We start from the raw sequence: 12,644 nt of genomic DNA, 5'->3' as shown, positions 1-12,644 counted from the left end.
ACCGTGGGCATACTCACTCAAGCGAGTGTGCCGAAACGCAGTGACTCATCCAGTTTCCCCTCGTCGATCAGCGCCTTCACCCGGCTCACCCGCTTGTACTTCGGCCCCTCGAAGTCTTCCACCGTCAGCCCGACCCCGCGATACACGTCGAGCAGTTCCCGCACCCCGCTGGCCACGTCGTGCTTGGGCGCGAAGCCGACCAACGTGTCGTACGCCTTGCTTACGTCGACCTGGTAGTTCCGCGTGTCGCTGTCGGCCCCGTCGGCGAAGGTCACGCCACAGCGAGTCACCTCCGACACGATGTTGGCCACGTCGCGGATCTGGTAGTTGCTGTTACGCGGGGCGATGTTGAACGCCTCGCCGCGGAGCTTGTCGGCCGGCGTGTTGAGCGTACAGATGAACGCATGGGCGATGTCGGCGGCGTGGACCAACGGCCGCCAGGCGGTGCCGTCGGACTTAAGCCGGACCTCACCGATCGCGACGGCGTAGGCGGTGAGATTGTTCACCACCAAATCGAACCGCAGCCGCGGCGTCAGGCCGTAGGCCGTCGCGTTACGCAGGAACGTCGGGCAGAAGTTGGCGTCCGCCATCGGGGCGACGTCGCGCTCGGTGTCGACCTTGCTCTGGCCGTACGGCGTGACCGGGTTGAGGTCGCTCTCCTCGGTCAGCGCACCTTCACCGCCGGCCCCGTAGTTGGAACAGCTCGACGAAAACACGTACCGCTCGACGCCGGCCTCTTTGCAACACTCCGCAATGCGGACCGACGCACGGTGATTGATGTCGTCGGTCAAGTCCGGATTGATGTGCCCAAGCGGATCGTTCGAGAGTGCCGCCAGATGCAGCACGGCATCGAAGCCACGAACGTCATCGACGGTGCAATCGCGGACGTCCTTCGTGATGGCCGGCACGTCGGCGAGTTCGCCGGTGAACGTGCAGCCCGCGTAGTAGTCGCAGTCATAGCCGGTCACGTCATGCCCTTCGTCGAGGAGCATGGGCACGAGCAGCGATCCGATGTAACCGGTGTGGCCGGTGACGAGAACTTTCATGGTATTTCCTTACAAAACCAACTTGCGCAGGTGAAAACCCTCCGCGTAACGGGCATTGCTTTCCAGGCCGCGCAAACGCATCAGCGACTTGAACGTTTCTTCGTCAAACCAGTGCTTGGACCGCTGCGTGCCGAAGTGTTTCATCAGCAGTTCACACTTGCGATCCGCGACATCGGGTTCGAGATGCACATACCCGTTGGGCGTCGCGAGGTCGCCGTCCCATTTGGGGATTTCGTACTGCAGGATGAGGTGCGATCGAAAGGTGTTCCACGCAAGCTCGGCCAGCACGCGATGATCCTGATGGGCGTCGTCGAGGCGGTGCGTGAGGATCAAGTCGTAGTCGTCTTTGAGCTTCTCGAACTCATCCTTGATCGCGGCGTGCTGTTGCGGGAAGAAGCCGTCGCGGAAGCCGAAGCAGCGTACGTCGGCGTTCGGCGCGTAGTCGGCGGCCGACGCCTTGGCCTCGGCGTGTCGTTGCTCGTTGCCGCTGAACACGCACCACGTCACGGCAACGTTCGGCGACTCGGCGAGCAGCCGCAGGATCGTCCCGCCCGCACCGATCTCGATGTCGTCGGAGTGGGCGCCAAGGCAAAGCACCGAGCGGACGTTTGAGAGGAGGTTGGTGCTAATCACGCTCACCCCTCCTGTCATCCCAAGCGGAGTCGAGGGATCTGGCCTCGGACGCCGGGCGGTCAACCGGGTGCAACCGGCCGCGGAAGCTAGATCCCTCGGCTGCGCTCGGGATGACAGGAAGTAAGAAGCACGGACTCAGCACCTGCCGTCCCCCTTCTTCCACACTTCCCACGGCGCTACGCCTTCGGTGACCATGTCGTCGAGGGCCATCTTCTCCTTGAACGTGTCCATCGCGGCCCAGAAGCCGGGGTGCTGGTAAGCCTTGAGTTTCTTCTGCTGGATCAGTCGACCGAACGGCTCGAGCACGAGTTCCTCGCCAGGCTCGATGACGTCGAAGACGCGTTGGTTGAGCACGAAGAAGCCGCCGTTGATCCGCAAGTCGCGCTGCCGAACATCGCTGATGTCGCTGACCGTGCCGTCGTGGTCGTACGCGACGGTGTGAAACGTTTGGGCCGGGTAGACGGCGGCGAACGTCGCGGTCATGTCCTTCCGCTTGGCCCGTTCGATCATGTCCGGCAGATCGACATCGCTGAGGTTGTCGGAGTAGTTGGCGAGGAACCACTCGTCGGTGCCGAGGTGTTCGCGGACCGCACAGAGTCGCTCGCCGATGTTGGCCTTGAGGCCGGTGTCGACGAAGGTGATCGTCCAGTTGTCGATATCCCGGCCGAGCATCTCGACGTTGCGTCCGCGCCGGTCGCCGTCCTTGCTGCCGCCGTGGAGGATGAAGTCGTTGCTGGCCGCCTCGTTGTAGTTGAGGAAGTAGTCCTTGATCACTTCGCCCTGGTGGCCGAGTGCGAGGATGAAGTCGGTGTGGCCGAAGTGCGCGTAGTACTTCATCAAATGCCACATGATCGGCCGGGGGCCGACGGGCACCATCGGTTTGGGTACGCGGTCGGAGTACTCCCGAAGCCGAAGCCCCTGACCGCCGCAAAAGAGAACCACTTTCATCGCATCAGCTCCATCATCAAAACACGCTCACTTCCGGGATCGGCACCACGAACTGCCCGCCCCACTCGCGGACCACGCTCATCTGCTCGGCGATCTCGTTCTTCAAGTTCCACGGCAAGATCAGCACATAGTCCGGCTTGGTCTGCTCGATCATCTCCGGGGCGTGGATGGGGATGCGGCTGCCAGGGAGATAGTTGCCCTGCTTGTGAGGGGATCGGTCGACCGTGTAGTCGATGAAGTCGGTGCCGATGCCGCAGTAGTTGAGGAGCGTGTTGCCCTTACCCGGCGCGCCGTAGCCAACGACGGTCTTGCCGGCCCGCTTGGCGTCGATGAGGAACGTGAGCAGCTTGCGCTTGGTCTCGCGGACCTTCTCGCCGAACTCGGCGTAGAGCGTCGGGTCATCCATGCCGAAGGCAACTTCGCGCTTGCACATCTCGCCGACGCCGGCGTTGATTTCGTGTTGCCCCGGCATCCCAGCGAAGACGCGCATCGACCCGCCGTGCGTCGGCAGCTCCTCGACGTCGAACACCTCCAGCCCCGCCGTCGCCAGAACTCGGCACAGCGTCGTGAACCAGTAGTACTGCCAGTGCTCGTGGTAGATCGTGTCGAACTGGTTGTTCTCGATGAGGTTCAGGATGTGCGGTATCTCGACGGTGACGACGCCGGTCGGCTTGATCAGCCCGGCGAGGCCGGCGCAGAAGTCATTGAGGTTCGGCACGTGGCCGATGACGTTGTTCGCCGCGACGAGGTCGGCTTTGCCGACGCGACCGACGATCTGAGCCGCCGTCTCGGCCCCGAGGAACGCGACGGTCGTTGGAACCCCGACCTTCTCGGCGGCCTCGGCGGTGTTGCCGCTGGGCTCGATGCCATGAACCGGAATCCCCGCCTCGGCGAAGTGCCGCAACAGGTACCCGTCGTTGCTCGCCGCCTCCATGACCATGCTGTCCCGGCCTAACCCGAACCGCCCTGTCATGTCCACGGCGTACTTCCGCGCATGCTCCAGCCAGCTGGTGCTGAAGCTGGAGAAGTAGGCGTAGTCCTCGTTGAAGATCTCATCGGGCGCAACGTGGTCGGGTAACTGGACGAGCTTGCACTTGTCGCAGACAAACGCCCGCAGCGGATACGTCGGCTCGGCGACCTGAAAGTTCTCGGGCGTGACGTGCCGCTGGCACAACGGCGTGACGCCCAGATCGACAAACGTCCGGCTCAACGGCGCGGCGCAATGACGGCACGTCAACGCGACGGACGGCGAGTTTGACGGGGCGGAGATGGTCATGGGCGCGGCCACTTTGTCGGTGTCGGCGAGATGGGGTTGATACTGAGGCCGGAAACCGCGATATCGCGTTTCCCGGCTGCGAAAAGGCCGGCGATCCGGTACAACCGTCGTGACGCGAGCCTCCCTTTCACACGACCATTTCAGCAAACCCACCTTGAAGCACAAGCAACGTATTCGCGGTTTTATCAGACTCCCCGGGCACGACGCGATCGAGCCGGCCCCGATGGACGAACAGCCGCTGCGCCGCGACCTGCTCAGCGTCGATCAACTCGAACATCACGCCCACCAACTCGCCGAGCGCCACGAAGCCATCGACGCCATCGGCTCCGACCATCTGCTGCCGCGCCTCGACGAGAACGAGCAGGTCCTGCTCGGGGCCTACGAGATCGTCAACGAAGCCGCCGAGGCCAACCGGCGCATCACCCCCGCCGCCGAATGGCTCATCGACAACTTCTACCTCATCGAGGAGCAGTTCCGCATCTCGCGGCGTCACCTGCCCAAGGGTTACAGCCGGGAGCTGACCAAGCTCGCCGCCGGACCGAGCAAGGGTTTTCCGCGGGTTTACGACATCGCGCTGGAACTGATCAGCCACATCGACGGCCGCATCGACGGCGAGTCGCTGGGCGCTTTCGTCGCCAGCTACCAACACGTCACGCCGCTGAAGCTCGGCGAGATCTGGGCGGTGCCGATCATGCTTCGGCTCGCGCTGATCGAGAACCTCCGCCGCGTCGCCGCCCGGATCGCCACGAGCCAACAGGACCGGGACCGCGCGTTCGACTGGGCCGAGTCGATGACGTCGATCGGCGCGGAGAAGCCCGACGGTGTGTTGTTGGCATTGGCGAACATGGTTCGCGATCGGCCGGACCTGTCGCCGGCGTTCACGGCGGAGTTCTCCCGCCGCATGCAGGCCGCCGGCAGCCGGATGACCTTGCCGCTGCGGTGGCTCGAAGAACGTCTCGGCGAGCGCGGCCTGAACATCGAACAACTCGTCCAGACCGACAGCCAGGAGCAGGCCGCCGACCAGGTCTCGATCGGCAACTCCATCGGCTCGCTGCGGCATCTCTCGGCCATCGACTGGAAGGACTTCGTCGAGCAGCACAGCATCGTCGAGAAGGCGCTGCAGCGCGACCCGGCAGAGACCCATGCGCTGCAGGACTTCACCACGCGTGACCGATACCGCCACGTCATCGAACAGTCGGCCAAGCGGAGCCGCAAGCCCGAACTCGATGTCGCCGAGTTGGCGATTTCCCTGGCCAAGTCGGAACCGCCGACGTCCAAGAAGTCGCACGTCGGCTTTCACCTGATCGACGACGGCCTCGAACGGCTCGAACTGCGCACCGGCGTCGAGTTGGGCGCGGTCACCAAGCTGCGGCGGTTCGGGCGTGACCATGCGGTGACGCTGTTCCTGCTCGGCGTGATCGGCACGGCGCTGCTGGTGACGTTCGCCGTTGCCGGGTGGACGATCGCGACGCGGTCGGCGTTCTGGTTGGCGTTGGTCGCGGCGGTGCCGTTGCTCATCGCGACCAGCCAACTCGGCGTCGCGACGATCAACTGGATCTGCACCCGCCTGGTCGGCCCGAACCGCCTGCCAAGGTTGGACTATTCGGCCGGCATCCCGTCCGAGTGCCGCGCGATCGTTGCCGTGCCGTGCATGATCACCAGCACCGACGGCGTCCGCGAGCTACTCGACAACCTCGAAGTTCGCCACCTCGCCAACCGCGATGCCAACGTTCATTTCGCCCTGCTCAGCGACTTCGGCGACTGCGAAACCGAGTCGAAGGAACAGGACGACACACTGCTCAAGCAAGCCGCCGACGGCATCCGGCTGCTCAACAAAACCTACGGCTCCGACAAGTTCCTCCTACTGCACCGACCCCGCCTGTGGAACCCGCAGCAGCATTGCTGGATGGGCGAGGAGCGCAAGCGCGGCAAACTTGAGGACTTCAACGACCTGCTGCGTGAAGAGGAAGGCGCGGCCGACCGGTTCAGCGAGATCGTCGGCGACCGCTCGGTGCTTTCGTCGATCAAGTATGTCATCGCGCTCGACGCCGACACCATGCTGCCGCGCGACGCGGCCCGGCAGTTGGTCGGCACGATGGCCCATCCGCTCAACAAGCCGGTCATCGACGAACAAACCAACCGGGTAGTCGACGGCTACGGATTGCTTCAGCCCCGCGCTTCGATCGCGATGGGCGGCGCGCCGCGCACGTGGTTCATCGAACTCTTCGCCGGCGAGCCGGGCGTTGATCCGTACACCAACGCCGTCTCCGACGTGTATCAGGACGTCTTCCGCGAAGGCTCGTTCATCGGCAAGGGCATCTACGACGTCGACGTGTTCAAGCGCGTCCTCGGCGACCGCCTCCCGGCCAACCGCATCCTCTCACACGACCTCCTCGAAGGTGCCCATGTCCGCAGCGGTCTGGTCAGCGACGTGCAAGTCTTCGAGGACTACCCGGCGAGCTACCTCGTCGATGCCGCCCGGCGACATCGGTGGGTGCGCGGCGACTGGCAGATCGCGCCGTGGGCGTTCTTCAAGGTTCCCCACCCTGACGGCAGTCGGCCCAACGTCATCAACGGGCTCAACCGCTGGAAAATCTTCGACAACCTGCGCCGGTCGTTGGTGCCGATCGCGTTGGTGCTGATCCTGCTTTGTGGTTGGCTCAGCGGTGCGCCGGTTGCGTGGACGTTGTTGGTGCTCGGCTTCGTGTTCGTGCCGCCGTTGCTCGACGGGATTCTCGGGATGGTCTTCGACATCGACCGGGAGTTGCCGCTGACGATGCACCTGAGACTGCGGGCCATCGCCTTGCTGCGAAACCTTGGCCGCTCGACGTTGAACTTTCTCGTGCTGCCGTTCGAGGCGATGCTGAATCTCGACGCCATCGGCCGGACGCTTTGGCGGGTGCATGTCTCGAAGAAGAATCTGCTGCAGTGGCAAACGTCGACCGACGCGGCGCGCAAGGCCAAGGCAGACCTGCCGGGCTTCATCGCATCCATGCAGACCGGTGCATGGGTTGCGTTGTTTGCCTTGGGCCTGATCCTCGCGGCCAACCCCGACGCCTTGCTCGTGGCACTGCCGATCCTCTTGCTCTGGGCCCTGGCACCGATCGCCGCGTGGTTCGTCAGCAAAGCCCCCGCTGACAAAGACGTCGAACTCTCGCCTTCCGACTGGTCGTTCCTTCGCCAACTCTCGCGTCGCACCTGGCGGTTCTTCGAGGACCACGTCACCGACGAGGATCACTGGCTCCCGCCCGACAACTTCCAGGAACACCCCGCCGTCGGCATCGCCCATCGCACGTCGCCGACGAACATTGGGCTGAGCCTGCTGGCCAACGTCGCGGCCCACGACTTCGGTTACATCGGTGCCGCCGCCGTCGCCGAGCGTTGCGGAAATACCTTCGACACGCTGGGCAAACTCGACCGGTTTCGTGGACACCTCTACAACTGGTACGACACGCAGAGCCTCGCCCCGCTGCCGCCGGCGTACGTCTCGACCGTCGACTCGGGCAACCTCAGCGGTGCGCTGCTCACGCTGCGACAAGGGCTGCTCGAGATCGCCGCCGCGCCGGTGGTCGGGCAGCAACGCTTCGACGGGCTTTCCGACACGGCCGACCTGCTCATCGCCGCCGCCGACGGCACCGACGCGCTGGCCGAGCCGGAGGACGGCGAGCCGGCGGCGCGGATCGAGTTGCCGCCTGAGCTGCTGTCCAAGCTCAAGTCGGCGATCCCCCCGGCGGCGAACATCCGGACACCGAGCGAGATGCGGGCCATCGCCGAGTTGATCGTCGGCCTCGCGAGCCAAGCGATGGAGGTCGCCGACGACGTTTCGACCGAGACCGGTTACTGGGCCGCAGCGTTGCAGCACCAGGCGCTCTCGATCGTGCACGACCTCCCGCCGGCCGGCGCGGACAAGATGCCGACGATCGCCGAGGACGACGAACTCTCGGCCGAGCTGCGTCGGCTGGCGGACCTGTGCATCGACTTCGCCGACGCCGATTACAAGTTCCTCTGGGACGAGACGCGCGACCTCTTCGCCATCGGCTACAACGCGCAGGAGCGTCGGCTCGATGCGAGCTACTACGACCTGCTCGCCTCCGAAGCACGTCTGGCCAGCTACTACGCGATCGCCACCGGCCAGCTCTCGCAGGAGCACTGGTTCGCGCTGGGGCGCCAGGTGACCTCGACGAGCGGCGCGCCGACGTTGCTCTCGTGGTCGGGCAGCATGTTCGAGTACCTCATGCCGTTGCTGGTGATGCCGACCTACGAAGGCACGCTGCTGGATCAAACGTACCAAGGCACTGTCTCGCGGCAGATCGACTACGGCAACCAACGCGGCGTGCCCTGGGGCGTGTCCGAGTCCGGCTACTACGCCACCGACGCGAACCTCAACTTTCAGTACCGCCCCTTCGGCGTGCCCGGCCTGGGCTTCAAGCGCGGCCTCGGGCAAGACCTGGTCATCGCGCCCTACGCAACCGTCATGGCGCTCATGGTCGACGCAGCTTCCGCGACCGCGAACCTCAAGGACATGCGCGAGCGTGGCCTGCTGGGTCGTTGCGGGTTCTTTGAAGCCGTCGACTTCACGCCGAGTCGGATCCCGCGCGGTCAGGACAAGGCCGTCGTGCGTTCGTGGATGGCGCACCACTCAGGCATGTCGTTCCTGTCGCTGCTGTACCTGCTCAAGGGCACGCCGATGCAGCGGCGATTCCTGGCGGACCCGCAGTTGCGATCGGTCGATTTGCTGTTGCAGGAGAAGACGCCGCGCAGTGCACCGGTGTATCCGCACCCGGCCGAGGCCGACGAGCCGCAACGACGCGGCGGCGAGAACTTCGGCGGCACCCTGCGCGTTTTCCAGAACCCCGCGACCACCACGCCCGAAGTTCACCTGCTCTCCAACGGCACCTACAACTGCATGGTCACCGCAGCCGGTGGTGGCGTGTCGCGATGGAAGGATCTGGCCCTGACCCGTTGGCGGGAGGACGCGACGCGTGATCATCACGGCACGTTCATCTACCTGCGCGACACGACCGCCGGCGACTGGTGGACAGCCGCGCACCAGCCCTCGCAGAAGTCGCCGCAGCACTACGAAGCCGTCTTCAGCCAGGCCCGCGCCGAGTACCGCCGACGTGACGGCGACATCGAGACGCACACCACCGTCGTCGTCAGCCCCGAGGACGACGTCGAACTCCGCCGCGTGTCGCTGTGCAACGGCGGCAAGCAACGCCGCACCGTCGAGGTCACCAGCTTCGCCGAGGTCGTGCTCAACCAGCCGGCGGCCGAGGCGGCACACCCGACGTTCAGCAACCTGTTCATCCAGACCGAGCTGATCCGCAACCGCTGCGCGATCCTCGTCAAGCGGCGTCCGCGGCAGGCCGACGACCATCCGCCGACGATGCTGCATCTGATGGCCGTCCACGGCGCGACCGTCGGCAGCACGACCTACGAGACCGACCGTAGTGCGTTTCTCGGGCGCTGCCGCGATGCCTCGGACCCGGCCGCGCTCGATGTGCCCAGCCTCGGCGACTCCGAAGGCAGCGTGCTCGATCCCTGTGTCGCGGTCCGCCGCAAGGTCATCCTCGAACCCGGGCAGACCGTCATCGTCGATGTCATCACCGGCTGCGCGTCGACGCGTGAAACCGCGCTGTCACTCGTCGAAAAGTACCACGACCGCCGACTCGCCGACCGCGTGGGTGATCTGGCGTGGACGCACTCGCAGGTGGTGCTTCAACAGCTCAACATCACCGAGGTCGACGCGCAGTTGTACGCCCGGCTGGCCGGGAGCGTGGTATACGCCTCGGGCCGACGCCGGGCCGACGGCGACACGATCGCCGCCAACACCCGCGGCCAGAACGGTCTCTGGGGCTACGGCATCTCCGGCGACCGCCCGATCGTCCTCCTGCGATTGACCGATCGTGACAATCTCAAACTCGTCAAGCAGTTGGTGCAGGCCCACGCCTACTTCCGGCGCAAGGGGCTCGACGTCGACCTGGTCATTCTCAACGAAGACGCCGGCGGCTATCGCGATGAACTCCACGACGCGGTCGTCGGCATCGTCAACTCCACGACCGAGGCCGGCCAGATCGACAAGCCCGGCGGCATCTTCATACGCCGCTCGGACCAGATGTCCGAGGAAGACCGCACCCTGCTCAAGACCGTCGCCCGCGTCGTGCTCATCGACACGGCGGGCACGCTGGAGGAACAGATCGAACGCCGCGGCCGGGGCCAGTTCACGATGCCCAAGTTTGTGCCGACCCGTGCCCGGCGGCGCGAGGTGATGACCGCCAGCGAACTACCACGCCGCGACCTGATGTTCTACAACGGCATTGGCGGGTTCACGTCCGACGGTCGCGAGTACATCATCAACGCCTCCCCCGGTGCCGCCCGCAGCGCGAAGGTCACCCCCGCGCCGTGGATCAACGTGCTGGCCAACCCGCACTTCGGCTGCATCGTCAGTGAATCCGGCGGAAGCTACACCTGGTGCGAAAACGCCCACGAGTACCGGCTGACCCCGTGGTACAACGACCCGGTCACCGATGCGTCCGGCGAGGCGTTCTACCTGCGCGACGAGGAGAGCGGCCGGGTCTGGTCACCCACGCCGCTGCCGGCGAGCGGGTCGATGCCGTACACGACCCGCCACGGCTTCGGGTACACCGTTTTCGACTACACCGAGTCGGGCATCAACTCCGAGATGTGGACCTACGTCGCGACCGACGCGCCGGTGAAGTTCACCCGCATCAAGATCCGCAACGACAGCGGCCGCGACCGACGCATCAGCCTCACCGGCTACGTCGAGTGGTGCCTAGGCGAGTTCCGGCAGAAGTCCGCGACCCACGTCGTCACCGAGCTCGACCCGACCACCGGCGCGGTGCTGGCCCGCAACGCCTACAACACCGACTTCGGCCCGCGCGTGTCTTTCTTCCATTGCTCGGCGCAGCGCAAATCCTTCACCGGCGACCGCACGGAGTTCCTCGGCCGCAACGGCTCACCCGCCGCGCCCGCCGCCCTCGCGCGGACCAAACTCTCCGGCACCGTCGGCGCCGGCCTCGACCCGTGCGCCGCCATCCGCACCCCGATGGACCTTGCCGACGGCGAGGAGGTGACCGTCACCTTCGTCCTCGGCTCCGGCCAGAACCGCAACGACGCCCGCGAACTGCTCAAGCGCTTCCGCGGCAACACCGCCTCCAAGGACGCGCTCCAGCAGGTCTGGGATTACTGGAACCACACGCTCGGCGCGGTGCATGTCGAGACGCCGGACAAGGCCGTGGAGTTCCTCGTCAACTGGTGGCTGCCGTACCAGGTGCTCTCGTGTCGCTATTGGGGCCGCAGCGGGTACTACCAGTCCGGCGGTGCGTACGGCTTTCGTGATCAGTTGCAGGACGTGGCCGCGTTGATTCACTGTGCGCCCGAGACGACCCGCGAGCACATCCTTCGCGCCGCCGCTCATCAGTTCGTCGAAGGCGACGTGCAACACTGGTGGCACCCGCCTACCGGCCGCGGGGTGCGCACACACTTCTCCGACGACTACCTCTGGCTGCCGCTGGTCACCGCCCGCTACGTCCGCACCCTCGGCGACACCGGCGTCCTCGACGAAGCCGTCCCGATGCTCACCGGGCCGCCGGTACCGCCGGATCAGGAGTCGATCTACGACCTCTTCCCGCGCGGCGACGAATCGGTGTCGATCTACGAGCACTGCAAACGCTCGATCCGCAACGCCACCGTCAACCGCGGCTACGGACGCAACGGCCTGCCGCTGATCGGTTGCGGCGACTGGAACGACGGCATGAACCTCGTCGGCGAGCACGGCAAGGGCGAGTCGGTGTGGATGGCGTTCTTCCTGATGCAGGTGCTACGCGACTTCGAGCCGATCGCCCGCGAGCGTGGCGATGTCGAGTTTGCCGACCATTGCCTCGAACACATCGACACGCTCAAGGCCAACGTCGAGGCCAACGCGTGGGACGGCGACTGGTACCGGCGTGCCTACTTCGACGACGGCTCGCCGCTGGGCTCGTCGGAGAACACCGAATGCCAGATCGACTCGCTGCCGCAGTCGTGGGCGATCCTCGTCGGCGAGACCGATCCCGAGCGGGCCACGCAGGCGATGAGCGCGGTCGACCATCGGCTCGTGCGGCGTGACGCGGGGCTCATCCAACTGTTCGATCCGCCTTTCGACGACGCCGAGGTGCGCGAGGGGGCCGACCCGGGCTACATCAAGGGCTACCTGCCCGGCGTCCGCGAGAACGGCGGGCAGTACACGCATGCCGCCGTGTGGACGGTGATGGCGTTCGCCGAGATGCGCGACGCCGGCCGGGCGTGGGAGCTGCAACGGCTCATCAACCCGATCAACCACGCGCTCGATGCCAACAGCATGGCCAAGTACAAGGTCGAGCCGTATGTCTGCGCCGCGGACGTCTACGGCGTGAACCCCCACGTCGGCCGCGGCGGCTGGACGTGGTACACCGGCTCGGCCGGCTGGCTCTACCGGCTCATCACCGAGTCCCTCCTGGGCATCAAGCTCCGCGTCGACCGCCTCGAGTTCAACCCGCTGCTCCCGCCGGAATGGGGCGGCTTCAAACTCCACTACCGCTTCCGCGAAACCTTCCACCACATCAACATCATCAACCACAACTCCGGCCTGGTCACCCGTGTCACCGTCGATGGCGTTGAACAGGACGATTTGCACGTCCCGCTATGCGACGACCGCCACGATCACGAGATCACGGTCGAGCTTTAATCGCCGCGACCAGCCG

Annotated in this window: 5 protein-coding genes; 1 reads left to right on the top strand and 4 read right to left on the bottom strand. The window is 65.5% G+C overall.

Features of this window, described 5'->3' with window-relative positions; translation table 11 throughout:
• Window positions 1-17 precede the first annotated feature (17 nt).
• The 4 genes from AAGD32_03445 to AAGD32_03430 all read right to left on the bottom strand — a co-directional run bounded on the left by AAGD32_03445 (window position 18) and on the right by AAGD32_03430 (window position 3,903).
• Window positions 18-1,046: an SDR family oxidoreductase gene (locus AAGD32_03445; GenBank protein MEM8873293.1), complete on the bottom strand. Its 1,029-nt coding sequence runs from the start codon at window positions 1,044-1,046 to the stop codon at window positions 18-20.
• A gap of 9 nt (window positions 1,047-1,055) precedes the next feature.
• A complete protein-coding gene (locus AAGD32_03440) occupies window positions 1,056-1,679 on the bottom strand; it encodes a PIG-L deacetylase family protein (GenBank protein MEM8873292.1) in 624 nt (207 codons plus the stop codon).
• A 135-nt stretch (window positions 1,680-1,814) separates the two neighbouring features.
• Entirely contained in the window at window positions 1,815-2,627 is an 813-nt protein-coding gene (locus AAGD32_03435; GenBank protein MEM8873291.1) for a sugar phosphate nucleotidyltransferase, read from the bottom strand.
• A 16-nt stretch (window positions 2,628-2,643) separates the two neighbouring features.
• Complete coding sequence (locus AAGD32_03430; GenBank protein MEM8873290.1) at window positions 2,644-3,903, bottom strand: class I SAM-dependent methyltransferase; 1,260 nt, start codon at window positions 3,901-3,903, stop codon at window positions 2,644-2,646.
• Between the two features lie 223 nt (window positions 3,904-4,126).
• On the opposite strand from AAGD32_03430, the gene AAGD32_03425 reads away from it, so the two are divergent.
• The gene (locus tag AAGD32_03425) at window positions 4,127-12,628 is read left to right on the top strand and encodes a glucoamylase family protein (protein MEM8873289.1); all 8,502 of its coding nucleotides are present in this window, start codon (window positions 4,127-4,129) and stop codon (window positions 12,626-12,628) included.
• Window positions 12,629-12,644: the final 16 nt, after the last annotated feature.

This window comes from Planctomycetota bacterium (assembly GCA_039182125.1).
In the GTDB taxonomy this organism is placed as follows: Bacteria; Planctomycetota; Phycisphaerae; order Tepidisphaerales; family Tepidisphaeraceae; genus JBCDCH01.
The sequence above is the reverse complement of the archived record's forward strand: the minus strand, read 5'-3'. Positions and strand labels throughout refer to the sequence as shown.

Bases quoted from the DNA above. Each gene is read 5' to 3' on its own strand.
- AAGD32_03445 (MEM8873293.1), bottom strand. From the start codon at position 1,046: ATGAAAGTTCTCGTCACCGGCCACACCGGTTACATCGGATCGCTGCTC.
- AAGD32_03435 (MEM8873291.1), bottom strand. From the start codon at position 2,627: ATGAAAGTGGTTCTCTTTTGCGGCGGTCAGGGGCTTCGGCTTCGGGAG.
- AAGD32_03430 (MEM8873290.1), bottom strand. From the start codon at position 3,903: ATGACCATCTCCGCCCCGTCAAACTCGCCGTCCGTCGCGTTGACGTGC.
- AAGD32_03425 (MEM8873289.1), top strand. From the start codon at position 4,127: ATGGACGAACAGCCGCTGCGCCGCGACCTGCTCAGCGTCGATCAACTC.